21 protein-coding genes and 1 pseudogene are annotated in these 26,125 nt (G+C 58.0%); 15 read left to right on the top strand and 7 right to left on the bottom strand.

Annotated features, from left to right (window positions below):
• Positions 1–51 precede the first annotated feature (51 nt).
• From QRD42_RS14815 to QRD42_RS14805, 3 genes are read right to left on the bottom strand one after another with little or no spacing between them, the layout of a single operon-like run.
• The gene (locus QRD42_RS14815) at positions 52–2,223 is read right to left on the bottom strand and encodes a virulence factor SrfC family protein (RefSeq protein ID WP_321987494.1); all 2,172 of its coding nucleotides are present in this window, start codon (positions 2,221–2,223) and stop codon (positions 52–54) included.
• Positions 2,220–5,198 carry a virulence factor SrfB gene (locus QRD42_RS14810; protein ID WP_321987493.1) on the bottom strand — a complete coding sequence of 993 codons (2,979 nt, stop codon included), beginning with the start codon at positions 5,196–5,198 and terminating at the stop codon, positions 2,220–2,222. The genes QRD42_RS14815 and QRD42_RS14810 overlap by 4 nt, the downstream gene beginning before the upstream one ends.
• A 4-nt stretch (positions 5,199–5,202) precedes the next feature.
• Positions 5,203–6,546, bottom strand: coding sequence for an SrfA family protein (locus QRD42_RS14805; RefSeq protein WP_321987492.1), 1,344 nt, complete (start codon positions 6,544–6,546; stop codon positions 5,203–5,205).
• A gap of 281 nt (positions 6,547–6,827) precedes the next feature.
• On the opposite strand from QRD42_RS14805, the gene QRD42_RS14800 reads away from it, so the two are divergent.
• The gene (locus QRD42_RS14800; protein WP_321987491.1) at positions 6,828–8,426 is read left to right on the top strand and encodes an ABC transporter substrate-binding protein; all 1,599 of its coding nucleotides are present in this window, start codon (positions 6,828–6,830) and stop codon (positions 8,424–8,426) included.
• Between the two features lie 16 nt (positions 8,427–8,442).
• Positions 8,443–8,676, top strand: coding sequence for a DUF2526 family protein (locus QRD42_RS14795; protein ID WP_072568511.1), 234 nt, complete (start codon positions 8,443–8,445; stop codon positions 8,674–8,676).
• A 1-nt stretch (position 8,677) separates the two neighbouring features.
• Here the strand turns inward: QRD42_RS14795 and QRD42_RS14790 are convergent, their stop codons facing one another.
• Both QRD42_RS14790 and QRD42_RS14785 read right to left on the bottom strand, forming a co-directional pair.
• Positions 8,678–9,127, bottom strand: coding sequence for a DMT family transporter (locus QRD42_RS14790; RefSeq protein ID WP_072568510.1), 450 nt, complete (start codon positions 9,125–9,127; stop codon positions 8,678–8,680).
• Entirely contained in the window at positions 9,124–9,642 is a 519-nt protein-coding gene (locus tag QRD42_RS14785) for a GNAT family N-acetyltransferase (RefSeq protein ID WP_321987490.1), read from the bottom strand. Before QRD42_RS14785 ends, QRD42_RS14790 begins: the two co-directional genes overlap by 4 nt.
• Before the next feature lie 38 nt (positions 9,643–9,680).
• Between QRD42_RS14785 and QRD42_RS14780 the strand changes: the two genes are divergently transcribed.
• From QRD42_RS14780 to QRD42_RS14770, 3 genes are all read left to right on the top strand, one after another.
• On the top strand, positions 9,681–10,256 hold the full coding sequence (locus QRD42_RS14780) for a helix-turn-helix domain-containing protein (RefSeq protein WP_318372731.1): 576 nt from the start codon (positions 9,681–9,683) through the stop codon (positions 10,254–10,256).
• 65 nt (positions 10,257–10,321) lie between these two features.
• A complete protein-coding gene (locus tag QRD42_RS14775; RefSeq protein WP_321987489.1) occupies positions 10,322–11,356 on the top strand; it encodes an NADP-dependent oxidoreductase in 1,035 nt (344 codons plus the stop codon).
• Positions 11,357–11,563: 207 nt separating this feature from the next.
• A complete protein-coding gene (locus QRD42_RS14770) occupies positions 11,564–12,232 on the top strand; it encodes a GntR family transcriptional regulator (RefSeq protein WP_072568506.1) in 669 nt (222 codons plus the stop codon).
• Positions 12,233–12,269: 37 nt separating this feature from the next.
• Here QRD42_RS14770 and pqqU read toward each other — a convergent pair whose 3' ends face one another.
• The gene (pqqU, locus tag QRD42_RS14765) at positions 12,270–14,378 is read right to left on the bottom strand and encodes a TonB-dependent receptor PqqU (protein WP_321987488.1); all 2,109 of its coding nucleotides are present in this window, start codon (positions 14,376–14,378) and stop codon (positions 12,270–12,272) included.
• A gap of 266 nt (positions 14,379–14,644) precedes the next feature.
• On the opposite strand from pqqU, the gene QRD42_RS14760 reads away from it, so the two are divergent.
• Positions 14,645–15,706, top strand: a complete 1,062-nt coding sequence (locus QRD42_RS14760) for a YncE family protein (protein ID WP_321987487.1) — start codon at positions 14,645–14,647, stop codon at positions 15,704–15,706.
• Positions 15,707–15,835: 129 nt separating this feature from the next.
• Here the strand turns inward: QRD42_RS14760 and ansP are convergent, their stop codons facing one another.
• Positions 15,836–17,329 (bottom strand): L-asparagine permease, encoded by a 1,494-nt coding sequence (gene ansP, locus QRD42_RS14755; RefSeq protein ID WP_072568503.1) that lies wholly within the window; start codon positions 17,327–17,329, stop codon positions 15,836–15,838.
• A 311-nt stretch (positions 17,330–17,640) separates the two neighbouring features.
• Here ansP and QRD42_RS14750 point away from each other — a divergent pair, with 311 nt between their 5' ends.
• From QRD42_RS14750 to pptA, 9 genes and pseudogenes are all read left to right on the top strand, one after another.
• Positions 17,641–18,657, top strand: coding sequence for an MsnO8 family LLM class oxidoreductase (locus QRD42_RS14750; RefSeq protein WP_321987486.1), 1,017 nt, complete (start codon positions 17,641–17,643; stop codon positions 18,655–18,657).
• The gene (locus tag QRD42_RS14745; protein ID WP_321987485.1) at positions 18,654–19,778 is read left to right on the top strand and encodes an amidohydrolase; all 1,125 of its coding nucleotides are present in this window, start codon (positions 18,654–18,656) and stop codon (positions 19,776–19,778) included. Before QRD42_RS14750 ends, QRD42_RS14745 begins: the two co-directional genes overlap by 4 nt.
• A 9-nt stretch (positions 19,779–19,787) precedes the next feature.
• Positions 19,788–22,051: pseudogene (locus QRD42_RS14740) on the top strand (NtaA/DmoA family FMN-dependent monooxygenase).
• Between the two features lie 10 nt (positions 22,052–22,061).
• A complete protein-coding gene (locus QRD42_RS14735; protein WP_072568498.1) occupies positions 22,062–22,568 on the top strand; it encodes a GNAT family N-acetyltransferase in 507 nt (168 codons plus the stop codon).
• A 9-nt stretch (positions 22,569–22,577) separates the two neighbouring features.
• Entirely contained in the window at positions 22,578–23,504 is a 927-nt protein-coding gene (locus QRD42_RS14730; RefSeq protein ID WP_321987484.1) for an amino acid ABC transporter permease, read from the top strand.
• Positions 23,488–24,261, top strand: coding sequence for an amino acid ABC transporter ATP-binding protein (locus QRD42_RS14725; RefSeq protein ID WP_318367878.1), 774 nt, complete (start codon positions 23,488–23,490; stop codon positions 24,259–24,261). Before QRD42_RS14730 ends, QRD42_RS14725 begins: the two co-directional genes overlap by 17 nt.
• A 9-nt stretch (positions 24,262–24,270) precedes the next feature.
• Positions 24,271–25,161, top strand: a complete 891-nt coding sequence (locus QRD42_RS14720) for an ABC transporter substrate-binding protein (RefSeq protein WP_321987483.1) — start codon at positions 24,271–24,273, stop codon at positions 25,159–25,161.
• Between the two features lie 102 nt (positions 25,162–25,263).
• Positions 25,264–25,797: an AAA family ATPase gene (locus QRD42_RS14715; RefSeq protein ID WP_321987482.1), complete on the top strand. Its 534-nt coding sequence runs from the start codon at positions 25,264–25,266 to the stop codon at positions 25,795–25,797.
• 56 nt (positions 25,798–25,853) lie between these two features.
• The gene (gene pptA, locus QRD42_RS14710) at positions 25,854–26,084 is read left to right on the top strand and encodes a tautomerase PptA (RefSeq protein ID WP_072568493.1); all 231 of its coding nucleotides are present in this window, start codon (positions 25,854–25,856) and stop codon (positions 26,082–26,084) included.
• Positions 26,085–26,125: the final 41 nt, after the last annotated feature.

The following is a 26,125-nucleotide window of genomic DNA, read 5'->3' as shown; positions in this document are numbered from 1 at the left end:
GTAGGCCGGGTAAGCGTAGCGCCACCCGGCGTTAATTACCGGCAATCACCATCACACCAGCTTAATCAGTTTCTTACGCATCGCCAACGGCACATCAAGCGGATGCTGATAGCCGATGTTTTCATTGCTGCGGGCGTACAGCGCGACCAGCCAGTCATACACATAGCGCGTGGCGGCATGAACCGGCTGCTCGCCCAGCCGCGTCAGACGGGCATCGCTGGCTGCGGGGGTGCTGGCGCTGAAAATACCCTGGCCTTTCTGCACCCGGCTGGCAGGTCGCTGATCTTCCGGCAGCGACGCATAACCAAGCCAGGCAATAAAATTACCTATCGCGGCATGCAGCTGCGCGGCGCAGGCGGTATCGCGCTGCATGATCTGCTGTAAACTTTGCGGCAGTTCCAGCCGATAGCTGGTGACGATCAGTGTATCCGCGACCTGGCGCAGCGCGGCAGGGGTCAACCCTAAGCGTTCGGCGCTGACGTCGTTACGGCTCCACTGGCGCAGGTGATTGATCCACATCGCATGGGCCTGATGGCCGGTGTCTTTCGCCGCCGTGACGGTTTCCGGCTGCGCGGCGACATCAGCAAACAGATCGATAGCGTCGTTAAACAGCCCGCTGACTTTTTCTTCGCGCGGCTGCTGCACTTTCCATAGCGCGTCGAAATGCTTCATCTCCGGCAGTAAAGCTTCCAGCAGTTCACCGTGACGGCTCGCCTGGCCCTGTAATTCGCGGATCGCTGCTTCAGCGCGGGCGCGCTGGCTTTCCGGCGTCTCTTTCAGCGGCGCGGTCCAGTGTTGCATCAGATCGCGCAGCAATTGCAGATGGCGATCGCGCAGCGCTTTCAGGCGCACCGTGCGCTGCGAGGCAGCCGTGGCCTGCGACAGCCACTCGATCAGACGTTGCAGACTGCTGGCATCCAGCGCCTGCAACGTACCCCAGTATTGCCCCGGTTTGCCGAGCAGCTGTTGCACGGTCTCATCCAGATTCTGCGCGGTAGTGAAACGCGCATCCTGCGGGGTGATCGCCCATACCAGCCCCGGCAACGCCGTTTCCTGGCCGGACTGGGTTTCCTTCACCCAGTTGAGCAGCGTGCGCGCGGTAGTGGCGGTTTCGCTGCGCTGCGGCGTGGCGTTACAGATCATCAGCACGTCCGGCTGCAACTGCTGACGATAATGGTCGGGCAGCCAGCGGCATTTACTGTTTTGCAGCGACGGCTGCGCGCCCAGGGCAGGTACCGGAATATCGAGAATATCCACGCCGTCCAGCACACCGTTTTCCACCGGCAGCACCAGTTCACGGGTCAGCAGCGCCAGGGTGGCAAGCGGAATGCTGACGGCGTTCTGTAACCGATCTTCCGACCAGGGATGCACCACCACTTCGCCGTGGGCGCTGTCGCCGTCCGTCGGCTGCGGGTTGAGAAAACCCTCCGTCGGCAGGGCGAAATTATCCACCAACAGGCTGAGCGGCGCGGCCAGCGCGCGGGCATTCCCGGTCTGATGCAGAATGTGCGCCAGCGCCAGCCATTGTTGCGTTAATTCCTGATGCTCGCCCCACAGCAGCGACCATGCGCTGGCGCGGGCGCTGAGATCCAGCGACGGCAACAGCGTAATAAACTCATACCATAACCTGTCGTCCAGCTGCTGGCGGGCAGACGGGACAGTGGCGCGCCAGAAACGGGCAATTGCGCCCACCTCGTCGGCGGTGATCCCCGGCACCTGTTGCGGCTGGCGCAGGGCGCGCCAGCGGGTCAGCCGATCTTCAATGACGCTTTTATCCACCGTGCGCAGATCCGGCAGATGCTGCGCATGGGCGATAAATACCTGCACCAGTTCTGCTTCGCTCAGAATGCCCAGTTGCAGCGGGAAACGCTCGTCAGGGGTCGCGCAGGTCTGTGTGAAACGCAGCGCCATACCGGTCAGCGCATGGCCCGGATTGATATGGGTAAAATAGTCGAGGGTTTTGTCGCCGGGTTTAACATTCACCCGGCCATTGCCGCTGTTGCACAGGGCGGCGAGCAGGTGCGCTTTCGATGCCTGGGAATGACCGTACAGCGCTACCGTGCAGGTGGTCTCTGCCGCCTGCATCAGCACGGACTCCTGGGCCGAGGCGGCGGTAAGGCGTGCCAGCAGGGCGTCGGCGTCATCATCGAGCAGTGGCGCATGGGCACGAGTGTCATTCACCCAGGACATCACGGCCTGGGAAATTTTTAATGGCGCTTTCATTTCAGGTACACACTCCCGCTGTCGATCCAGTAATGGCTGCCGCTATGACGGCGATCGGCCAGCGTATTCAGTTTAAACGTCAACGCATCGGCATCCACCGGGGTGCCGTCCGTCAGCCAGGCGTCGCTCAGGGTGAAGGCTTCCGGCCCCTGGGCTTTGCTGCCGCCGGTAAATTGCAGACGTACATTCAGCACGCCATCTCCGGCAATGGCTTTCGCCAGCTCCGGCGAATTAATGCTAAGCGTATACAGCGGCGTTGCGGGCCAGCGGGCGTTGGCCAGCTGACGGAAGCCGAGCGTGACGTTGCCGCGCAGCGGGAAATGCAGTCTGGCGTCGAGTTTCGCGCCGGGTTTGTCCAGATCGATATCGTGATACCAGACGTTCTCGTCGCGCAGCGTATTAACGGTGTTATCCAGCACGCCGAGATAGCGCACGGTGGAATACGCGCCGATGTCCGCCGCTTTAAAGTTAAAGCGCGGCAGACGCAGATCCAGCGCCAGGCTGCACAGCATGGCGCCCACGGCGGCAGTGGATTTCGGGTTGCCGATGCGCCCCTGCTGGCTGAACGGATACCACTCGTGCACGCGGTATTTATCCAGCCACACCATGCGGTTGACCGGCACCGGTTGCAGATGACGGATCAGCGCCTGTACGCCCGGCAGACAACCCGGACGCCCGGTGATCAGCAGCACATCGCAGCAGTAGTGGGAGATGGCCTCGCACACCGCGTGCAGCGGGGCGGTCAGGGTGAACTGCCCGGCAAGCATCGCGCTTTGCAGTTCGCTGAAATTGACCTGTAACGGCACGGCGAAAATATCGAATTCCGCTGCGCCCTGCGGCAGCGCCGGATCGATGGCCTGTTTCAGATAGTTAAGCACGTTGCGCGTCGGCGGCTGTTTGATCAGCTCGCCAAAGGTGGCGTGCAGACCGGCCAGCGGATCGTTGACGTCGCTGGATTCCCAGGCCGCCAGGATCGCATGACCCACCGGCATAAAGAGTTGCAGGGTGGTTTGCTGGCGCAGTACCGCCTGGGTATCAATGCGTCCGGAATCGCCGAACAACGTCGCCATCAGCGCGGCGGCGTCGGTAATACCGGCTTTTTGCAGCTGGGTTTGCAGCGCGGGCAGCACGCAGCGCTGGATCACATCCAGCAGAATGTCATCGCCCGCGACTTTAAAGCCTTCGCGGAACAACAGCTGCGGCGTGATTTTGACGTTGCTGCCGGTGCCGTCATCCAGCTGATAGTGGGTGATCGCCATATCGGTGGTGCCGCCGCCGATATCAATGGACGCCACCCGCAAGGCGCGTCCCGGCGCTTCGCCAGGTGCTGTGGGGCGATCCGGGCGGGCGAGGGAGGCGAAAAAGGATTCCGTCTGTCCGGCAAAGTGGGAAATGGCTTCGTTATACAGCCACACCAGCTGACCACAGCTGGCTTCGTCCCACTCCATCTGAATGCGGGGTACCGGCACGACGCTTTTTTCCTGCTGCTTGCGGCTGGCGAAATCATCGTCCTGCGGGTGCCAGCCCATCGCTTTCCACACCAGCGCGATGGCTTCGAACATGCGGCGACGGAAGATCTCGCGCTCCTGTTTCGGCATTGCAGACGGCAGGGTAAGAATAATGGTGCGCAGCTGACGCGGCGAGGCGGGGAAGCCCAGACGCAGACGCGTCGCCACGCTGTTAATCTGTCCTAACGCCTGCGCCAGCAGTTCGCACAGCATATGGGTCATCAGCGTGCTGCGGCTGTACTGCGGCGAAAAGACCGGCAGACGTTCGTCCAGCGGCAGCGTGTAGAGCGGCTGGCCGTCGTCGTTCATCAGATTCATCAGCGGGAAGGCGGTCGCCAGCGGCTCGCGCTGGGATTTACTGTTCATCTGGCTGAAACGCCAGTCCTGCAACACCGGGGTTTCATCCCACAGGTAACGGCGCGGGCTGGAGATGCCGCTGTTGCCTTCGGTGCCCAGACGGCCCGTCGCCAGCTTGCGGGCTTCATCGCCCACGCGCACGATGGACGGCCAGATAAAGGCATCTTCACGGCCGCTTTCCACCGAGAAGTGCTGTTTGCCAAAGCGCGCTTCGGAAAACTCAAGGCGGCTGGTGAACAGCGGCTCGTTTAAAAATTGCGGTTCGCTAAGAGAGCGCACCTGGAGTTCGGCGGTCTGGCGCAGGCCATCGTTGGCATCGCCATGATCTTCGATGATCACGCCGCAGGTATGGGTGTTGCCAACGTCGAGAATTAAATCCACCGGGATCGCCGGGGTGCTGAGCGTATGGGTAACGATCTTCACTTCCGGCACGCTGAGCTGTTCGCCGAGCAGCGTCATCAGATTCAGCCAGTGCGCCTGATACTCAAAGCCGCGCAGTGCCTGCGCCACGTCGCGCTCGCTGCGGTTTTCATCCTGGATGGCCTGCAAAAAGACTTCCCGCAGCCAGCCGTCGATCCACGTCTGATCGAGGAAATCCGCCACTTCATCATCGCGCCACGCCAGTGAAAAACGGGTGCCGTTCAGAATGTCGTTTTCAATGGGTGCAAGGGCGGCGGGGGAGAGATCGTTGATCTGGCTGTCGAGGGCCAGCGTCACGCGATGGGTGTGACCGTTGCTGTCCGGCTCGCTGAGCTTGCGGATCTGCACCCGCGCCCAGTTGTCCGGGCCTTCCACAAAGGTGCGCGGCGGGTTGAAACGCAGAAACGGGATTGGCAGCCAGACGCCATCGAGCAGGGCGAGAGACGCCAGCAGGCCAATGGTGTTTTCCGGTTTGACCACTTCCGCCGGGCCGCCATTGCTGGCGGGGAGGGTGAAGCGCTCGTTTACCAGATCGTAATCCAGACGCAGCAGCGGGCCGTTGGCGGTTTTACGCACGAAACGGCCATTGTGGGTGGACACCAGCGGCGTCAGCCCGAAATCCAGAAATTGCACGCCGCTGTTGGCGATCAGCGTCACGCTCTGTTTGTAGTCGCAAAGATTTACCAGCATAAAATCAGGCACCTGTTTTTCTGAAGGTTACCGGCACAACGGTGTTGCCGTCATAGCGTGCGGTACATTGCGCAATATCATTACTGCCCGCGGTGCAGGTGATTTCCGGCATCGGGTAGCGGGAGCCATCGCTGCAACGCGCATTGCTGCGGCTTTTGATCATCAGCTCGCCGGTCTGATGCAGGCCAGAGAACAGATCGGCGCGGCAGGTGATATTGCCAGCCTGGACCAGACGGGCCGTGCCTTTGTTGTTCTGGATCTGGTAGCGCAGGGTCGGCGCTTTGCCGGTGGCGTGATCTTTGATCTCCGGCGTTACGCGCCAGCTGCCGTTCAGGAAGCGGGTATTACCGGTTTTCACCTGAATGGCATCCATCACCATCACGTCTTTCGGGATGGCGGCGATCACCGCCGGAGCGCTTTTCTTCTCTTCGACAACCGTGGTTTTCACGGCGACCACTTCCGCCTGATGCAGCGGCAGCGAGGCGGTAAGCTGTGGCGCAGGGGGCACCGGCACTGGCGGAGTAACGGGCGCGGCGGCGCTGGCCAGCGGCGTTTCAGGGGTAACCTGTTGTTTCAGCAGCATGGGCGCGGCGACGGCAACGGCGACCAGTGCCGCGACGGGCAGCAGCCATAGCGCAGGGGAACGTTTTTTAGCCACAGGCGCGGCAGCAGGTTCCGGCGCGGGCGGTGGGGTAACGGAGGCCGCAGGCTGGGGTTTTTCATAAACGGCTTCTGCAACCTCTTCGGTTTTCACCCCGGGCGGCGGGGCGATCAGCGGTTCGTCCGCCTGGCTGAAATTGACCACCGGCGCGGGTTCTTCTTCCGGCTCGGGTGGATCAACCAGCGCCATCACCGGTTCCGGCAGATCCTGCTCGCGCAGACAGGCCAGCACGTCGTCACGGGCGCTTTCATTCAGATTAACAAAGCCCCAGAAGGTGATAACCGGTTTGCCATCCACCAGGAAAACGTGGTTAACGCCGGGAAACTGCAAGGCTTTTTCCAGCAGCGAGCCAAACAGCTGTTGCGCGGTTTTATTTGATTGCAGGCTTTTGCGGCTCAGCGCGGCGGCGCTGTCGAGGGTGCTTTCCAGATAGCGCAGAGCGCGAAAACGCGCGTCCTCATCAGCGGCTTTCCACGAGATGGCGCGTCCGTCAATCGGCGAATACCAGTCAACGCGATCGCCATCATCGTTAACCTGCGGGATTGCCAGACAATCCACCATCGCCTGCTGTTTACGCAGACGTAATGCTTCACGAATTTGCAGTGCCGAATCAAATACGGCCTGACCGCCGCCGCCAACTGCCTGAAAATCATCCAGATCGCCGCTGCGCAAGAGAGTTTTTGCCACGTTTTCATCCCATAGACTTCTTCACACGTCTACTTTACGCAAACCGGCATGTAAACAAACGACAGAAGAGAGGCTAAAAGCGTTGAATTCTCGTCGTATTGAGAACGTCTTCAGGGCTTGACCTTTGCGAAAATACTTAACGCAAATTTTCAGCGGTTCAGTGGATGAATATTCAACAAAAAACGCGGCATTAGAATAACCTGATAGTGATTCGTTATTTGCCAGTTTTATATTGCTGTGCTGTGATCACTGTCTGTCATAAAAATCCATAAGGCATAACAATGAATACAGGGAAAACGCTGCTCGCGCTGGCGCTGAGCACATTCTTACCGGCAAGCGCCGCGCTGGCGGCATCTAACGACACGCTGATTTACTGCTCTGAAGCATCTCCGGAATCTTTTAACCCGCAGATCGCCAGCTCTGGCCCGACCTTCGTAGCCAGCTCCCAGGTGCTGTATAACCGGCTGGTGAATTTCGACCCAAAAAATAATACCCCGGTGCCGTCGCTGGCGACGGAGTGGAAAATTTCCCCGGACGGCAAAACCTATACCTTTACCCTGCGTCAGGGCGTGAAATTTAACAGCAATAAATATTTTAAACCGACGCGGGATTTTAATGCCGACGATGTGATTTTCTCGGTACTACGCCAGAAAAATGCCGACCATCCGTATCACAATGTTTCCCAGGGCAATTACGAATATTTTAACGACGTCGGTCTGGATAAGCTGATCAAAGACGTGAAAAAGCTGGATGATTATCACGTTCAGTTTGTTCTTAACGAACCGAATGCCGCGTTCCTCGCCGACTGGGGCATGGATTTTGCCTCCATTCTGTCCAGCGAATATGCCGATGCGATGCTGAAAAAGGGCACGCCGGAATATGTCGATACCTGGCCCATCGGTACCGGGCCGTATGCCCTGCAACAATATAAAGTGGATTCATTGATCCGTTACGTCGCCAACCCGAATTACTGGGACGGTGAAGTGCCGACCAAACACCTTATCTTCTCCATCACGCCGAACGTGCAGACCCGTCTGGCGAAACTGCAAACCAATGAGTGCCAGATCATTCCGGCGCCCGCTCCGGTGCAGTTTGACGAGATCAAAAAGAATAAGGATTTAACGCTGCATTCCGTCGATGCGCTGAACGTCGGTTATCTGGCATTTAACACGGAGAAAAAACCCTTCGATAACGTGCTGGTGCGTCAGGCGCTGAACTACGCCACCGATAAAAAAGCCATTGTGGACGCGGTGTTCCTCGGCTCCGGCACGGTGGCGAAATCGCCGCTGCCGCCAAATATGCTCGGCTTTAATAAAGATCTGAAGGATTACCAGTACGATCCGGAAAAAGCCAAAGCGCTGCTGAAACAGGCAGGGGTGGCAGAGGGTACAGAAGTGACGCTGTGGTCAATGCCGGTACAACGTCCTTATAACCCGAACTCCAAACGCATCGCTGAGATGATCCAGAGCGACTGGGCAAAAGTGGGCGTGAAGGCAAAAATCGTCTCTTATGAGTGGGGCGAATATCTCTCCGGCATGCGTAAAGGCGAGCACGACAGCGCGCTCTTTGGCTGGATGTCTGACAACGGCGATCCGGATAACTTTGCCGATGTGCTGCTCGGCTGCAACAGCATCAAAACCGGCTCCAACGCCGCCCGCTGGTGCGATAAAGGCTATAACGATCTGGTTGAAAAAGCGAAGCTGACCAGCGTGCCGGAAGAACGCGCGCGTCTGTACGAACAGGCGCAGGAGGTGTTCTATCAGCAGGCGCCGTGGATCGCGCTGGCGAATGGCAAAACCTTTTATGCCACGCGCAGCAACGTCAGCGGGTATAGTGTCAGTCTGATGGGCAGTGATTTTTCCAAAGCCAAAGTTAACTAGATCGTAAGGAGAGGGTATGTCGCATCTGGATGAGGTTATTGCGCGCGTGGATGCCACCATTGACGAGAACGTCATCGCGCACATGAACGAGTTGCTGATCGCCCTGAGCGATGACGCGGAGCTGAGCCGGGAGGAACGTTACCAGCAGCAGCAGCGCCTGCGCCATGCTATCGCGCATAAAGATCGTCATAACAAGGAAGAGCTGGAGGCCAGGCGCGAGCACCTGACCCAGGGCGGCGTTATTCTCTGATCTAAAACTGGCGTCTGGCCACGAGCCAGGCGCCGACTACCAGCAACACCGCGCCGCACACCGGGCCAATCAGCGCCCGCAGCGGGATCCCCTGACTTTTCAGCACGTCCATCACCAGCCCGCCAATCAACTGACTGGCGACCAGCACGGCAATAGTCGTGGCTGCCCCGACATACTGATAACCGCTGATACTGGCAAAAACGAAAAAGGATCCCAGCAGGCCGGGAATAATCGTCCACCAGCGCACCGTCGCCGCCAGTTCACTGAATCCCGCGAAGCCATTTTTAATCAGCAGAATGCTGACAAACAGCACAATGCCCACCAGCGAGTTCAGCAGCATGGCGATCAGAATGGTTGAGGAACTCTGGGTAATGCGCACCATCAGCGTGTTCTGCACCACCAGACCAATGCCCGCCGCCACCAGAAACGCCAGCGTCAGCGACTGATTCATGGCAGCGCGTCCGGTTCGCTTCGGTTATCCAGCTGGAGCTGCATAAAGGTCAGATCCAGCCAGCGGCCAAATTTGGTGCCCACCTGCGGCATCTGCGCGGTGATGGTAAAGCCGAGCTTTTCATGCAGATGAATGGAGGCGTGGTTTTGCGACTCAATGCCCGCCACCATCACATGTTTGCCGATGCGCTTCGCTTCTTCGATCAGCCGGATCATCAGTGCCTGGCCGATGCCTTTGCCCTGGTGCGCCGGGTGCACATAGACCGAATGCTCGACCGTGTGACGAAAACCATCGAAGGCGCGCCAGTCGCCGAACGAAGCGTAGCCGGTCACTGTGCCGTTTTCCTCGCTGATCAGCACCGGATAACCCGCCAGCGAGCGCGCTTCAAACCAGGCGATACGGTTATCCACATCCACCGTGGCGTCGTTCCAGATGGCGGCGGTGTGCAATACCGCATGGTTAAAAATTTCAGCGATAGCCGCGCAGTCGTCCTTATGCGCATAACGAATATTCATGGTTGAACCTCTGCAGTTGTTCACTATAGTATTACGATATGAATACTATTACAGACAACATAAATCAACGGATCAGTGTGCGAATTCGTCTTGAGCGCGAAGTCAGGGGCTGGTCGTTGAGCGATCTGGCGAACCGTGCCGGCGTGTCGCGGGCGATGATCCACAAGATTGAAAAGGGCGAGAGCAGCCCCACCGCCACACTGCTGGCGCGGCTGTCGGGCGCTTTCGGCATCAGCATGTCGACATTAATCGCCCGGGCGGAAATGCAGGAGGGCAAACTGCTGCGCTTTGCCGATCAACCGCTGTGGCGAGATCCGCAAACCCATTACCTGCGCCGCCATGTTTCGCCGCGCACCGATCTGCCTCTTGATCTGGTGCAGGTGGAGCTGCCGCCGGGCAGCGACATTCCCATGCCCGCGTCGTCCTATGCGCTGGCGCGTCAGCTGATCTGGTTGCAAGAGGGCGAGCTGACGTTTGTCGAAGGGGATACCCGCCATCAGATGCACGCCGGTGACTGTCTGGAGCTCGGCCCGCCCAATGACTGCCGATTTATCAACGATTCCGCAGAGATCTGCCGCTATCTGGTGGTGCGCTTAAACCATTCTGGCTCGTAATGTGAAAGCAAACCTGGCTTTAAGCTTCTACCCTTGTTTAAGGTTTACTTCGAAAGGAAATCCGTATGAGTCAAAATTCACAACGTAATCGTCGCTGGGTACTGGCATCTCGTCCGAAAGGCGCACCGGTAAAAGAAAACTTCCGCCTGGAAGAAGATGACATCGCCACGCCGGGGGAAGGCCAGGTGCTGCTGCGCACGCTCTACCTGTCGCTCGATCCCTATATGCGTGGCCTTATGAGCGATGCGCCGTCCTACACGCCGCCAGTACAGATTGATGAGGTGATGTGCGGCGGTACCGTAAGCCAGGTGGTGAAATCCTTTAGCCCTGACTTCGCCGAAGGCGATCTGGTACTGGGCTACAGCGGCTGGCAGGAGTTTGAGATTTCCGACGGCAGCGGGCTGGTGAAGCTTCAGGAAACGGAACATCCGTCCTGGGCGCTGGGTGTTCTGGGGATGCCGGGCTTTACCGCCTATATGGGCCTGCTGGATATCGGGCAGCCAAAATCCGGTGAAACCCTGGTGGTAGCCGCCGCCACCGGGCCGGTCGGCGCAACCGTCGGGCAAATTGGTAAGCTGAAAGGCTGCCGCGTGGTGGGCGTCGCTGGCGGAGAAGAAAAATGCCGCTACGCAGTGGAGAAACTGGGCTTTGATGCCTGCATCGATCACCGGGCGGACGATTTCGCCGAACAGCTGAAGAAAGCCTGTTCTGAGGGCATCGATATCTATTATGAAAACGTCGGCGGCAAAGTCTTCGACGCCGTACTGCCACTGCTTAACAGCGCAGCGCGCGTGCCCGTATGTGGCCTGGTCAGCGGTTATAACGCCACCGACCTGCCGGACGGCCCGGACCGTCTCTCCCTGCTGATGGGCACCATCCTGAAAAAACGTCTGCGCGTGCAGGGTTTCATCATCAATCAGGATTACGGCCATCGCCTCGACGAGTTCCGCAACGAGATGATCCCCTGGGTGAAAGAGGGCAAGATCCAGTATCGCGAACACATCACCGACGGGCTGGAAAACACCCCCGATGCCTTTATCGGTCTGCTGGAAGGGAAAAACTTCGGCAAACTGGTGATTAAGGTTGCCGAACGGTCATAACAACATTGATGGCGGTCAATGCCGCCATCAAATTCCAGGCAAAATTTCCATTAGCGTCTTTAATTAACTCTGAATAACCAAAATTTATACTAACCTTTCAGAGACGAACCATACCAGGCATGCATAAAGAGAATATATCCCTACGATTTCGTGCATTTAATTACACTAGCCCGCTTGAGATTGTTAAGTATTGGACAGGAACGGAATATGCTTGATCTGGTCAAAGCGCAACGCATGAGCCTTACTATGCAGGTGGAAGTAAGCCTGAAAAGCGCACTTATTGTTGGCGCATTAAAGCCTGGCGCGCGGCTCATCACTAAAGAAATTGCCGATCAACTGGGTACCAGTATTACGCCGGTGAGAGAGGCGCTTTTACGGCTGGTTTCCGCAGGCGCGCTGCATGCCACCCCCGCACAGGCGTTTCTGGTGCCGGAAGTGCGTCGGGAAAGGTATCTGGAAATCAACGCGATACGCAAAAAAGTCGAGGGTATGGCGGTGGAAGTGGCCTGCGCTAATCTCGATGCCGATAAAATGAAAAAGCTGCAACAACTGGCGGCAAGTTATCAGGAAGCGCTGGCCAGCGGCAATATTGAACAGACCTTACAGGCCAACCGTACGTTCCGTTTTTGTCTTTATGATTATGCGGAAATGCCCACGCTGACAGCCATCATTGAGCAACTCTGGGTGCGCCTCGGCCCATGCTTTAATTATCTCTATCCTTCGTCCGAAAGTTTAATGCGCAGTCACGGCGCTTACGATGAATTATTATCCTCGCTGGAAAAAGGTCAGTGCGCGGAAAGTAAACAGGCAATAATAGATGCTATCGAGGTGGGTGAAACAATTCTGCTTCGTCAGTATGACAACGATATGCACTAATAAAAAAATCCGGCCTGATGATCAGGCCGGAATCGTTTTACTGGAAGCTATAGGCCACGGACAAGCCAACGCCATAATTTCGACCTGGCGCAGGTTCGTAGTAGCGACCGTTGGATTCATTGACGATCACTGAACCGACATATTCCCGGTCAAACAGGTTATCCACGCGACCAAACACGTCCATCATCCAGTTACCATAATTGAGTTTGTAGCCGCTGTTCAGGCCAACCACGGTATAAGACGGCGCTTTAGCGGTGTTTTCGTCATCAGCCTGGATATCGCTCATATAACGCACATCCGCCCCGGCGTACCAGCCGCTTTCGGGCTGCCAGCCCAGTGATGCAAAGCCCATATTACGCGCGATGCCCGGCATACGGTTGCCGTTGCAGTCGCCGTCATTACAGACGTTAGTGCGGTAGGTGGCATTCAGATAGGTCCAGGCCATTTTCGCGCGCCAGTTACCGGCAAACTGTTGATCAACCGACAGCTCTGCGCCCTGACGACGGGTTTTACCTGCGTTTTTATAGGTGGTGCGGCCGCCGCTGCTGGCATCGGTGACGATCTCATTATCGGTATCGGTCTGGAACAGCGCCGCGGTCAGCAGGCCGTTACCTATACGGGTTTTGCTGCCCACTTCCCAGGTGGTATTGGTGGACGGTTGCAGATCGAAATTCAGGCCGCTCTGGCCGCCGGAACGATAGGAAAGCTCGTTAATGGTCGGCGTTTCAAAGCCACGACCGCCCGCCACGTAAAGATTCCACGCATCGGTCACCGCATATTTCAGCGATCCGGCCGGCAGCCATTTGTGGTAACTGGCTTCACCGCTGTCATCGCCGTTACGCGGGGTGACATAGTGATCGTTGGAGTCAAACCATACGGAGCTGTAGCGCACGCCCGCGTCCAGAGAAAGCTTGTCGGTCAGCTGCCAGGCGGTTTGCAGGTAAGGATCCACGTTCCACATCAGGTTGCGCTCGTTACGGCGCTGCTGGCCTTTCTGCCCGTATACCGGCGTACTGCCGGACATCACGAAGTTCTCGTAGCCTTTACGATCTTCGCTCATGTTTTCGTAGTTCAGACCGGTGGTAAAAGTAACCGGCACGCCCAGTTCGCCACGGTGCGTCCAGCGGGTGTCGACGCCCTGATAATGACGGGTTAAGTCGATTACGCCGCCCGCGTGGGTCGGATTAAGCTGCGGGGCGCGGGGGATAGACTGGTATTGGGTAGTTTCGCGCTCACCAGCGTACATCATCACGCTCAGATCGTCCTGCTCGCTGAGCTGGCGTTCATAGCGCAGGCCCGCCTGGGTCTGCTTGATGGTTTTACGCATGTTGTACTGATCGCCACGGGGCGACTGGCGCGGGTTATCTTTCCATTCGCTTTTGCTCAGGCCGCCGGGATCGTTCGCTTTGGTATCGACGCTGTTAAGGATCAGCGTCAGCTTACTAACGTCATCAATGCGAACGCCCAGTTTGGCGTTGGCGAGGTTTTTCTGCGCGCCGCTGTGATCGCGATAGCCGTGGGTGGCGAAACGGCTGGAGGAGACGGTGTAATCCACATCGCCCGGCTGCGTGCCATCGCCGACCGCGCCTGTGGCTTTAAGGCCGTAACGCCAGCTGCCAAAGCTGCCGTAATAGCTGCTCGCTTCAATGGTGGCGGGTTCGCGACCAGTTTCAGTGGTGACGTTCATCACGCCGCCGGACGCGTTACCGTACAGGGCAGAAAAGGGCCCGCGCAGCACATCGACGCTTTCAATACTATTGATGTCGATGTTGGACGTCTGGCCCTGGCCGTCCGGCATGGTCGCCGGAATGCCGTCCACATACATACGAATGCCGCGCACGCCGTAGGTGGAACGGGAGCCAAAACCGCGGATCGACAGCTGCAAATCCTGGGAGTAGTTCTGGCGGTTCTGGATCTGTAAGCCCGGTACGCTGGTCAGCGATTCCGAGAGATTCACGCGCGGCGTCGCCTGACGCATATCCTCGCCCTGGACAACGCTGACGGCGGCAGGCGTATCCAGTTCGGAGACGGTTTGCGGGGACGCGGTGACGATCATGGTCTGTTCCGCTGCCGCGTAGGCAGGGTTAAAGACCGCGGGAAGTAACAAAAACGGCAGGGCCGCCGGGCGTGCAAAAATGATTTTCATGGTTAAACCGGTTAAAAATAAAACGTACCAAATGGAACATGCGCCAACATGTTACGGGTAATGTAAAGAAATTGAAAACGTTAACGGCACTAACTGTGAATCATTGCCGGGAGAAATTATGGCCCGAATGGCGGATTCGGCAAGAAAGACTGCCATTTTAATCAATAAATGATTACTATTCTCAATTAGAAAAACAAGCGAAGCGCGACTTCGCTGACCGGAAGCCATGTGATGCAGCTATACATTTTTTATCAAAGGGAGTCGTCATGTTTACTCGTCATTTAAGCTCACCGCGCCTGCGTGGTTCACTGTTATTAGGTTCTCTGCTGCTTGCCGGCACGTTCAACGCCACCGCAGCGGAAGAAATGCTGCGTCAGCCGGTAGGGAAAGGGGCCTATGAAATGGCGTTCAGCCAGCAGGAAAACGCGCTGTGGCTTGCGACATCGCAGAGCCGTAAAACGGACAAGGGCGGGGTGGTATATCGTCTCGATCCGGTCACGCTGAACGTGACCCAGGCGATCCATAATGATTTAAAACCGTTTGGCGCGGCCATCAACACTAAGACGCAGACCCTGTGGTTTGGCAACACTACCAGCAGCGCCGTTACCGCCATTGACGCCAAAACCGGCGATGTGAAAGGCCGTCTGGTGCTGGATGAGCGTAAACGTTCCGAAACCGTGCGCCCGTTGCAGCCGCGTGAACTGGTCGTGGATGAAAGCACCAACAGCGTATACATCACCGGCGTCGGCAAAGAGAGTGCGATCTGGGTGGTGGATGGCGACAATATCGCCCTCAAAACCACCATTACCGGCACCGGCACTTTTGCCACCGGTCTGGCTATCGACAGCGCCGCCAAACGCCTGTACACCACTAACGGCGACGGTGAATTCATCACTATAGACACCGCGACCAATAAAATTCTCAGCCGCAAAAAAGTGCAGGACGACGGCAAAGAGCATTTCTATCTTAACCTGAGCCTGGATACCGCCGGACATCGCGCCTTCCTGACCGATTCCAAAGCGCCGGAAGTAGTGGTGATCGACACCCGCAACGGTAACGTGATCGAGAAGATCGCCGCCCCGGAATCGCTGGCAGTGCTGTTTAACCCGGCGCGTAACGAAGTCTATGTCACGCACCGTCAGGCCGGTAAAGTGAGCGTGATCGACGCGAAAAGCTATAAAGTGGTGAAAACCATCGACACCCCGACGCACCCGAACAGCCTGGCGCTGTCCGCAGACGGTAAAACGCTGTATGTCAGCGTGAAGCAAGCCTCAACCCGCGAGAAAGAAGCCACCCAGCCGGATGATGTGATCCGCATTGCGCTGTGATGTGATGTGAAAAAAAGAAAGGCTCCGTAAGGAGCCTTTTTTATGTCTTTTTGCCCGGCGGCGCTTTGCTTGCCGGGCCTACGGTTTATGTAGGCCGGGTAAGGCGCAGCCGCCACCCGGCACACTGTCTTAACGGGATAACTCTTCCGTTAACTTCCCGTCTTTACCGTCTTCCGGATGTACCGGCGCGGTGCTCTGGATTTCGTTGACGCGCTTACGCACGCCGAACCAGCCCGCCACTAACAGCACGGCGAGGAACGGGATAGAGGCGATGGTGTAGGTGCCGTTCGGGTAGTCGAACGCCATCAGCACCAGCACGCTTAACAGGAACAGCAGCGTCAGCCAGGAGGTGAAAGGCGCGCCCGGCAGTTTGAACGACACATCCGCTGCTTTACCTTCTTTGATGGCTTTGCGCAGGCGCAGCTGGCAGACCACGATAAACGCCCAGGACGCGATAATCCCCAGCGCCGCCACGTTCAGCACGATCTCAAACACGCTGGCCGGAACCAGATAGTTCAGCACCACGCCGAAAACGTAAATCACCAGCGTTGCCAGAATGCCCGCCCACGGAACCTGCTGCTTGCTCATTTTCGACATGAACTTAGGCGCGGAACCGCCCATCGACATGGAGCGCAGGATACGACCGGTGGAGTAGAGGCCGGAGTTGAGGCTGGAGAGGGCCGCAGTCAGCACCACCATGTTCATGATGTCGCCGATATAGGGCACGCCCAGCTTCGAGAAGAAGGTGACGAACGGGCTTTGTCCCGCCTGGTACGCCGTCCACGGCAGCAACAGCACCAGCAGCACAACCGAGCCAACGTAAAACAGGGCGATACGCCAGATCACGCTGTTGATGGCCTTTGGCACCATGGTCTGCGGATCCTTACATTCGCCTGCCGCCGTGCCCACCAGTTCGATGGAGGCGAAGGCAAACACCACGCCCTGCACCAGCACCAGCGCTGGCAGCAGACCGTGCGGGAAGAAACCGCCGTTATCGGTGATCAGATGGAAGCCCGTGGCATTGCCGTCCAGCGGTTTACCGGTGCCGAGAAAAATCGTCCCGACAACGAGGAACACCACGATGGCCAGCACTTTAACCAGCGCAAACCAGAACTCCATCTCGGCGAACCATTTCACGCCGATCATGTTCATGGTGCCGACAATGGCCAGCGCGCCGAGGGCGAAGACCCACTGCGGCACATCGCCGAACGCGCCCCAGTAGTGCATATAGAGCGCCACGGCGGTGATGTCGACGATGCCGGTCATCGCCCAGTTAACGAAGTACATCCAGCCCGCTACATAAGCGGCTTTTTCGCCGAGGAATTCACGGGCGTAGGAGACGAAGCTGCCGCTGGACGGACGATGCAACACCAGTTCGCCCAGCGCGCGGAGGATGAAGAAAGAGAAGATACCGCAAACGGCATAGACGATAGCCAGGGACGGACCGGCCATTTGCAGTCGTGCGCCCGCGCCTAAGAACAGCCCGGTGCCGATCGCCCCGCCAATCGCTATCATCTGCACCTGGCGGTTGCCCATCGCTTTGTTGTATCCCTCTTCATGAGAGTTTAACCAGCGACGTTTTGCAGCATGATGCTCCGCTGCGCTGTTGTTGTTTTTGTTCATTGAGTTACCTGTTGACCTGTCTGAATCATCGAAGGATTTCCTCACCCGTCAGGACAGAACAAACGATTGCCCTGACGAATTAATGCACTGTCTTTCCAGTGATTCTGCGTATGGATAAGACAAAACATGGCGCAGCATCCTACCTGCAAACCGTAAGCTACGCAAAGCCTGGCCTGCCAAAAATTGACAGCCTTCATAACCCTGAAACGGCACTTTGCCACTTTTTAGCTTTTCAAATGTTATTTAGTTGTTTCACAAGTGTTTCATAGGCATTTATTAATGGTGACATGTTAAGCAGAGTGAGTGTGCGCATGTCATATCGTCTGAGTATTCTGGATAAAAGTCCTCTCGCGGAAGGCGAAACCGCAGCAGAGGCGCTGGCGCGTACCCTGCAATTAGCCAGACTGGCCGATGAGTGGGGGTATCACCGTTTCTGGGTGGCGGAACACCACAACACCGCACAGCTCGCCAGCCCGTCGCCGGAGCTGGTGATTGCCTGGATTGTCGGGCAAACCCGGCGTATTCGGGTCGGATCCGGCGGCGTGATGCTGCAACACTACAGCCCCTATAAAGTGGCGGAAAATTTCAACCTGCTGGCGTCGCTGGCGCCAGGGCGTATCGATCTGGGCGTCGGTAAAGCGCCGGGCGGTCTGCCGTTATCCACCCGGGCATTACAGCAGGGCGTGAACGCGCAGGAGAAGGGCAGCTTTGCCGATCAACTGGCGCAGCTGGATCACTGGCTGTCGCTGCGCGGTAACGAGCAGGAAGCGGAAACCGTGCTCGCCACGCCGCTTCCGCCGCAGCGCGTCGACGGGTTTTTGCTGGGTGCCAGCCCGGAAAGCGCGCGCCTTGCCGCCGCTCTGGACTGGAATTTCGTCTTTGCAGCCCACCTTAACGGCGACAAAAACCTGCTGCGCGAGGTGCTCGGCATCTGGCAGCAGAACAGCGCGCGCAACACGCTGGTTGCCGTGCAGGCGATAGTCGCCCCGACTCAACAACAGGCCGACCGGCAGGCGGCGCAGATAGAACTCTGGGGCGTGGAGCTGGAAAACGGCCAGCGCGTCACCGTGGCGAGCGAATCCCAGGCGCAGGCCTTTGCCCGCCAGGCGGGCAGCCCGGCGAAGCAGATCGTGCGGCGGGAATCCGCGGTGATCAAAGGCACCGCCCGGAGCGTTCTTGCCGCCCTCGACGAACTGCACCGCGACTACGGCATCGATGAATTTATCATTGATACGCCGGTGGCGGAGGGTCAGCCGCGTTTCGACTCCCTGCGTCTGCTGGCGGAGGCGCACGCCTCAGCAAATGCCTTGCAGGAGGTCGCCGGATGAGTTTTGCACAACAGCTAATCGACTGGCGGCGCGAGCTGCATCAGTACCCGGAACTGTCGCTGGAGGAGTTCGAAACCACCCGTCGCGTGCGCCAGTGGCTGGAAGCCGCCGGGCTACGCCTGCTGCCCTGTGATCTGCCTACCGGCGTGGTGGCGGAAGTGGGGACAGGGGAAAAAATCATCGCGCTGCGTGCCGATATTGACGCGCTGCCCATCGCCGAAACCAGCGGCGTACCTTTCAGCTCCCTGAATCCGGGCGTGATGCACGCCTGCGGACATGACATTCATACCAGTGCGATGCTCGGCGCGGCGCTGCTGTTAAAAGCGAACGAACAGAAACTGGCTGGCCGGGTGCGTATTCTTTTCCAGCCCGCTGAAGAAAATTTTGGCGGCGCGAAACGCCTGATCAAAGCCGGGGCGCTGGAAGGCGTCAGCGCAATTTTCGGCATGCACAACGAACCGGGCTTACCCGTCGGCGAGTTCGCCACCCGCGGCGGGCCGTTTTACGCCAACGTCGATCGTTTTGTGATCGCGGTGAAGGGCAAAGGCGCTCACGCCGCGCGGCCCCATGAAGGCAATGACGCCATCCTGCTCGCCAGCCAGCTGGTAAATGCCCTGCAAAGCGTCGCCAGCCGTAACGTGAATACCCTGGATTCGGTGGTGCTGAGCGTAACGCGCATCGCCGGGGGCAATACCTGGAACGTGCTGCCGGAAACCGTCGAGCTGGAAGGCACGCTGCGTACCCATAAGCGTGCAGTGCGCCAGCAGGTCAAAGATCGCGTCAACGAGATCGCCGCCGGGTTAGGACAGGCGTTCGGCGCGGAGATCGCGGTGACCTGGTTCGACGGCCCGGAGGCGTTAGTTAACGATGAAAAGTGGGCCGCCTTCGCCCGCCACGTCGCCGACGAGCAGGGCTATCGCACCCATCACGCCGAGCTGCATATGGGTGGTGAAGATTTCGCGGTCTATCTGCAACAGATCCCCGGCGCGTTCGTCAGCATCGGCAGCGCCAGCGAATACGGTTTACACCATCCGGCCTTTAATCCCGACGACACCTTACTGGAAGGGGCGGCGCGATATTTCGCACGGCTGGCAGAAAAAGCGTTATTACATACTGACTGAGGACATTCTATGACAAGCGCAAGACAATTACGCCTGGGCACCATTTTGCATGGCGCGTCAGGGAATATGTCCGCCTGGCGACATCCGGCCGCCGCCGCTGACGCCAGTATTAATTTTGATTTTGTAAAAGAAACCGCGCTGAAAGCCGAAGAGGGCAAACTGGATTTTTTATTTGTCGCCGATGGTCTTTATATTAATGAAAAATCCATTCCACATTTTTTAAATCGCTTTGAGCCGCTGACGGTATTATCGGCGCTTGCCAGCCTGACCAAAAATCTCGGTCTGGTCGGGACGCTCTCCACCTCCTACAGCGAACCCTTTACCGTGGCGCGCCAGTTCGCCAGTCTCGATCATCTGAGCAAGGGCCGCGCGGGCTGGAATGTCGTGACCTCGCCGCTTGAAGGGTCGGCTAAAAATTTCTCCCGTGATAAACACCCGGAACATGCGCTGCGCTACCGCATCGCCGATGAATATCTCGACGTGGTGAAAGGGCTGTGGGATTCCTGGGAAGACGACGCCTTTGTGCGTAATAAAGCCAGCGGACAATTTTTCGACGCAGCGAAACTGCACACGCTTAATCATGAAGGAGAATTCTTTAAGGTAGCCGGGCCGCTGAATATTGGCCGCACGCCGCAGGGACGCCCAATTGTATTTCAGGCAGGCGCTTCTGACGATGGCAAGAAATTAGCCGCGAAACATGCCGACGCGATATTTACCCATCACGACACCTTAGAAGAAGCCAAAGCCTTTTATCGCGACGTTAAGCTCCAGCTTGAAGCCAATGGCCGTCAGGCGCATGAACTGCATATATTTCAGGGCGTCAGCGTCATTGTCGGAAAAGACGCGGCGGACGTGGAGCAGCAGTATCAGACCACTGCCGCACTGGTTTCGGTTACCGACGCGCTCAACTATCTGGGGCGCTATTTCGAACATCACGATTTCAGCCAGTATCCGCTGGATGAACCCTTCCCGGACATCGGCGATCTGGGGCAAAACAGCTTCCGCAGCACCACCGATGAGATCAAACGCAATGCCCGTGAACGTAGCCTGACGCTGCGCCAGGTGGCGCTGGAAGCCGCCTCACCCCGTGCGCGTTTTGCCGGCACGCCGGAGGAGGTCGCAGACGGTCTTGAACAGTGGTTCAGCCAGTACGCCGCCGATGGCTTCATTATTCAGGGCGGTACGCCGGATACCTTCCCGCGCTTTGTTGACCAGGTGGTGCCTCTGTTACAGGCACGGGGCCTGTTCCGCACCGACTACCCCGGCACCACGCTGCGGGAAAGTCTGGGCCTCGAATTGCCGGTGAATCAGTTTATAAAAACAAAATAGAGAATAACGCGATGCAGAAAACTTCACTGTTACTGGCTATGACCCTCGCCTTAACGCCGCTGGCGTATGCAAAAGAGGTCACCATCAACGGCACCGGCGTCAGCATTGAGGCCAATAAAACGCCGATCAATACCCCGGCCAACCCGCAGGCAATCGCGCAGTTGCCCAAAGATCACCGTTTTGTACAGCCGGGGAAATTCACCGTGGCCGTCGCCGCGCTGAATTCGCCGCCGCTGACGGTGTTTTCCGATGACAACAAAACCCTGCTCGGCAGCGAGGTGGATATTGCCCGTCTGGTGGCGGACGGCCTGGGACTGGAATTAAACGTCGTGCCGACCTCCTGGGAGGACTGGCCGCTGGGGGTGGCGTCCGGCAAATATGACGCCGCCATCAGCAATATCACGGTGACCAAAGAGCGCAAAGAGAAGTTTGATTTCGCCACCTACCGCAAGGATTCGCTGGGCTTTTACGTGAAATCAACCAGCCCAATCAGCAACATTGAGAAGGCGGAAGACATCGCCGGGCTGCACATTATCGTCGGTTCCGGCACCAATCAGGAAGCGATCCTGCTGGCGTGGGATAAAGCGAATCAGCAGAAGGGGCTGAAGCCTTTTGTGCCGGTGTACACCAAGGATGACGCCGCCCAGACGCTGGCGCTGCAATCGGGCCGCGCCGATGCCTTTTTTGGCCCGAACGTCACGGGTGCCTGGAAAGCGGCGCTGACGCAGAAAACCAAACTGGTGGGCGTGGTGGATGGCGGCTGGCCGAAAGCGGCGCACATTGCCGTGACGCTGAAAAAAGGCAGTGGCCTGGCGGAGCCGGTACAAACCGCCCTTAACGGCGCGATCAAAAACGGCGACTACCAGAAAGTGCTCGCCCGCTGGGGTGAAGGCGTCGAACGCATCCCGTCATCGGAAATCAACCCGCCAGGCCTTGGCGATTAAGGAGCGGCCCATGAGCGAACATTTTCGCGATCTCTCCCCGGAAGCACCGGAACTTCAGCCGGTCATCGAAGGTTTATTTGCGGAATACGCCGCGCGCTACGGGGATTATTTTTCGAAAGACGCCGAGGTGGAGCTGACCGAATGGTATTTGCCGCCACAGGGGTTGTTTATTGTGCTGGAGCGCGACGGGAAGATCATCGCCACCGGCGCGTATAAACCCTTTGATGCGCATACCGCCGAAATAAAACGCATCTGGACGGACAAAACCCTGCGTCAGCAGGGGCTGGCGGCGCGGGTGGTGCGCGAACTGGAGCGGCGGGCGGTGCTGGCGGGTTACAGCCGCATTTATCTGACCACCGGTTTTCGTCAGCCGGAGGCGGTCAGGCTCTATCTCAGCCAGGGCTATGAGGCGCAGTTTGATGTCGAGCGCGATCCGGAAATCTACAGCCAGCCGCCTTATGACGGACGGTTGCGCTTTACCAAAGCGCTCGGCGTGGCGCTGGGGAAATCAGCCTGAGGAATCAACATGAAAACATCTGAACCTATCAAAGTGATCCCCGCGCGTTATCCGCTGCGTATTGTCGGCGCGGTCGTGGCGCTGCTGGTGCTGGCCATTGTGATCCAGTCGGTTGCCTTTAATCCGCGCTGGGAGTGGAGCGTGTTTGCCCGCTGGTTCTTCGATCCGGTGATCCTCGAAGGGCTGGCGCAAACCCTGTTGCTGACGCTGCTGGGTACGGTACTAAGCGTGATTTTTGGCGGATTACTGGCGCTTGCCAGGCTGTCGTCGTCCTGGCTGTTGAGCAGTCTGGCGTGGGGTTACATCTGGCTGTTCCGTTCGCTGCCGCTGATTGTGGTGCTGATCATCCTTTATAACTTCTCCTATCTCTATGACACGCTCGCCATCGGCATTCCTTTTACCGGCATCACCTGGGCGAGCTATGACACCATTAACGTGCTGGGGCAATTCTCCACCGCCGTGGTGGGGCTGACGCTGGTGCAGAGCGCCTATACTGCCGAGATTATTCGCGGCGGTTTTCTGGGGGTCGATCACGGGCAGTACGAAGCCGCCGCCGCGCTGGGGCTGCCCGCCAGCCGCCGCACGCTGCGCATTATTCTGCCGCAGGCGCTGCGGACGATTTTGCCGTCCGGCTTTAACGAGATCATCAGCCTCGCCAAGGGCACGGCGATGGTGTACGTGCTGGCGATGCCGGAGCTGTTCTACACCATTCAGATGATCTACAACCGCACCCAGGAAGTGATCCCGCTGCTGATGGTGGGGGCGGTGTGGTATCTGGTGATCACCAGCGTGCTGTCGCTGATCCAGCATCTGGTCGAGCGCTGGATGGCCCGCAGCGAGCGCCGCTCGGCGATCAATTCCACCCGCGTCGCCCGCGTTGCCGCACCGGGTCGCGTCGCTCAGCCACAGGAGCCAGTCCATGCACACCTCTCATGAAGGCCATATTTCCATCACCGGCGTCAGCAAATACTTTGGCCGTCACAAAGCGCTGGATGATATTTCACTGGAGTTAGCGCCGGGTTCGGTGACGGTGATCCTCGGGCCGTCCGGTTCCGGAAAATCCACGCTGCTGCGGGCGATTAACCATCTGGAACGTGTCGATGAAGGCTTTATCCAGATTGACGGCGATTACATTGGCTACCGCCGCCAGGGTGACAAACTCTATGAACTCAAGGAGAAGGAGATCCTGCGCCAGCGCGTCAACGTCGGCTATGTGTTCCAGAACTTCAATCTGTTTCCGCACCTAACGGTACTGGAAAACCTGATTGAAGCGCCCATCGCCCACAAACAGCTCAGCCGTAAGGCCGCCATCGAGCGGGCCTATGAATTGCTCGACGTCGTGGGGCTGCGTAATAAAGCCGATGCCTGGTCGCGGCATCTCTCCGGCGGCCAGCAACAGCGCATCGCCATTGCCCGCGCCCTGGCGCTGCGCCCGCGGGTGATGCTGTTTGACGAGCCGACCTCGGCCCTCGATCCGGAACTGGTGGGCGAGGTGCTGGATGTGATCAAAAAGCTGGCGCGTTCCGGCACCACCCTGGTGGTGGTCACCCATGAAATTGGCTTTGCCCGCGAGGTGGCCGACAACGTGGTGTTTATGGTGGACGGCAAAATCGTCGAGCAGGGCAGCAGCGAGGAGGTGTTAAACCACCCGCAGCATCCGCGCACCCGGCAATTCTTATCCAAAGTGTTGTAAGGAGAGGGCATGAAACAGGGATTATGGGCGCTGTTGCTGGTCAGTACGCTCAGCGGCGCGCAGGGTATCGATCTGAAAGCGAACGAAACGCCGCTGCACGGCCAGCGCGATGAGGCGGCGATCGCCAGAATTCCACCGAATTTTGCCTTTGTCGAACCGGGTACGCTGACGGTGGCTATTTCGGCGCTGAATTCGCCGCCGCTGGCGCTGCTCGCCAGCGATAACCGTACCCGCATCGGCAGCGATCCGGACATTGCCCGCCTGCTGGCGGACAGCCTCGGGTTGAAATTAAAGCTGGTGCCGACGGCGTGGGAAGACTGGCCGCTGGGCATCTCCGCCGGGCGTTATGACGTGGCGATGGTCAATATCGCCGTCACCGAGCAGCGCAAAGAGAAGTATGACTTTGCCACCTACCGCGTCGATTCGCTGGCGTTTTCGGTGAAATCCACCAGTCCCATTGAGGCAGTGCACGGACCTGAGGATTTGTCGGGGCGCAAGGTGATTGTCGGCTCCGGCACCAATCAGGAGAAGATCCTGCTCGGCTGGAACACGGAAAACGAACGGGCAGGGCGAAAACCCGCGCTGCCGGTCTATCTGACCGATGACGCCTCGGGCAATCTGTATATTCAGTCCGGGCGCGCGGATGTGTTTTTCGGTCCGCAGTCAGTGGCGTCCTATAAAGCGGCGCTGACCGGTAAAACCAAAGTGGTCGGCCTTGGCCCGAAAAAAGCCTATGTCGCCACCACCACCAAAAAAGGCAACGGGCTGGTTGAGGCGCTGAAAGCGGCGCTGGATGGCGCTATCGCAAGGGGAGAGTATCAGAAGGTACTGGCACGCTGGGGGGAAGCCGGAGAGGCGGTGACAACGTCACAAATCAACCCGCCGGGGATCACTTATTAAGCACACGCTCTTCAGCGTCAGGTGAGCTTGCGCCACCCGGCTAATTCAGGGATCCTTAGTTTCATAATTTCCATGAATGAAGAATGAAGAGTCAGCCTGCGCATGAAAATCAACGTCATCGGCACCAGCGGCAGCGGTAAAACTACGCTCGCCCGCCGTCTGGCAAGTCACCTGGATGTGCCTTATATCGAAATGGATGCGCTGTACTGGCGGCCTAACTGGCAGGGCGTTTCCGATGAAGAGCTACTGGCACTGCTTGGCGAAAAGCTGAACGCCACCCCGGGCTGGGTGCTGGACGGCAATTACAACCGCACGCGGCCGGTGAAATGGCAAAACGTGGATATGGTGGTATGGGTGGATTATGGATTTGCCCGCACCCTGCGTCAGGCCGTCATGCGCGCCATGAAACGCGCCTGGCATAAAGAGGAACTCTGGCCGGGCACCGGCAACCGTGAAAGCTTTCGCCAGTCGTTTTTCAGCCGTGAGTCGATTCTGCTGTGGACGCTGAAAACCTGGCGCAGCAACCGCGCGCGTTATGAAGCGGATCTGGCGGATCCGGCTTTTGCGCATATCCGCTTTGTGCGTCTGCGCAGCCCGCGCCAGACCAGGGACTTTCTGGATAACGGCATCAATTGATAATCTGCGGCGGTGCGGTGTGTTAGGTTTAACGTTATCTCAATAAGGAGCCTGCTATGCCACACGTTGATATTAAAAGTTTCCCGCGTGATTTTAACGATGAACAAAAAGCCGCGCTGGCGGAGGCCATCACCCAGGTGATCGTCAGTCATTTTGACAGCAAGGAGAGTTCGGTGAGCGTGGCGTACAGCCAGGTGCAACCGGACGACTGGAAGGCACAGGTGTGGGATACGCAAATCGGCCCACAGATGGATGAGTTAATCAAAAAACCGGGTTATTCGATGTGATTTTTGCGCCGGGTGGCGGCTGCGCCTTACCCGGCCTACAC

It is taken from the genome of Enterobacter sp. PGRG2, from assembly GCF_030291195.1.
GTDB lineage: Bacteria > Pseudomonadota > Gammaproteobacteria > Enterobacterales > Enterobacteriaceae > Enterobacter_D.
Note: the sequence above shows the minus strand (reverse complement) of the source record. Positions and strands in the feature narration are given on the sequence as shown.

Bases quoted from the DNA above. Each gene is read 5' to 3' on its own strand.
- QRD42_RS14815 (WP_321987494.1), bottom strand. From the start codon at position 2,223: ATGAAAGCGCCATTAAAAATTTCCCAGGCCGTGATGTCCTGGGTGAAT.
- QRD42_RS14810 (WP_321987493.1), bottom strand. From the start codon at position 5,198: ATGCTGGTAAATCTTTGCGACTACAAACAGAGCGTGACGCTGATCGCC.
- QRD42_RS14800 (WP_321987491.1), top strand. From the start codon at position 6,828: ATGAATACAGGGAAAACGCTGCTCGCGCTGGCGCTGAGCACATTCTTA.
- QRD42_RS14795 (WP_072568511.1), top strand. From the start codon at position 8,443: ATGTCGCATCTGGATGAGGTTATTGCGCGCGTGGATGCCACCATTGAC.
- QRD42_RS14790 (WP_072568510.1), bottom strand. From the start codon at position 9,127: ATGAATCAGTCGCTGACGCTGGCGTTTCTGGTGGCGGCGGGCATTGGT.
- QRD42_RS14785 (WP_321987490.1), bottom strand. From the start codon at position 9,642: ATGAATATTCGTTATGCGCATAAGGACGACTGCGCGGCTATCGCTGAA.
- QRD42_RS14780 (WP_318372731.1), top strand. From the start codon at position 9,681: ATGAATACTATTACAGACAACATAAATCAACGGATCAGTGTGCGAATT.
- QRD42_RS14775 (WP_321987489.1), top strand. From the start codon at position 10,322: ATGAGTCAAAATTCACAACGTAATCGTCGCTGGGTACTGGCATCTCGT.
- QRD42_RS14770 (WP_072568506.1), top strand. From the start codon at position 11,564: ATGCTTGATCTGGTCAAAGCGCAACGCATGAGCCTTACTATGCAGGTG.
- pqqU (WP_321987488.1), bottom strand. From the start codon at position 14,378: ATGAAAATCATTTTTGCACGCCCGGCGGCCCTGCCGTTTTTGTTACTT.
- QRD42_RS14760 (WP_321987487.1), top strand. From the start codon at position 14,645: ATGTTTACTCGTCATTTAAGCTCACCGCGCCTGCGTGGTTCACTGTTA.
- ansP (WP_072568503.1), bottom strand. From the start codon at position 17,329: ATGAACAAAAACAACAACAGCGCAGCGGAGCATCATGCTGCAAAACGT.
- QRD42_RS14750 (WP_321987486.1), top strand. From the start codon at position 17,641: ATGTCATATCGTCTGAGTATTCTGGATAAAAGTCCTCTCGCGGAAGGC.
- QRD42_RS14745 (WP_321987485.1), top strand. From the start codon at position 18,654: ATGAGTTTTGCACAACAGCTAATCGACTGGCGGCGCGAGCTGCATCAG.
- QRD42_RS14735 (WP_072568498.1), top strand. From the start codon at position 22,062: ATGAGCGAACATTTTCGCGATCTCTCCCCGGAAGCACCGGAACTTCAG.
- QRD42_RS14730 (WP_321987484.1), top strand. From the start codon at position 22,578: ATGAAAACATCTGAACCTATCAAAGTGATCCCCGCGCGTTATCCGCTG.
- QRD42_RS14725 (WP_318367878.1), top strand. From the start codon at position 23,488: ATGCACACCTCTCATGAAGGCCATATTTCCATCACCGGCGTCAGCAAA.
- QRD42_RS14720 (WP_321987483.1), top strand. From the start codon at position 24,271: ATGAAACAGGGATTATGGGCGCTGTTGCTGGTCAGTACGCTCAGCGGC.
- QRD42_RS14715 (WP_321987482.1), top strand. From the start codon at position 25,264: ATGAAAATCAACGTCATCGGCACCAGCGGCAGCGGTAAAACTACGCTC.
- pptA (WP_072568493.1), top strand. From the start codon at position 25,854: ATGCCACACGTTGATATTAAAAGTTTCCCGCGTGATTTTAACGATGAA.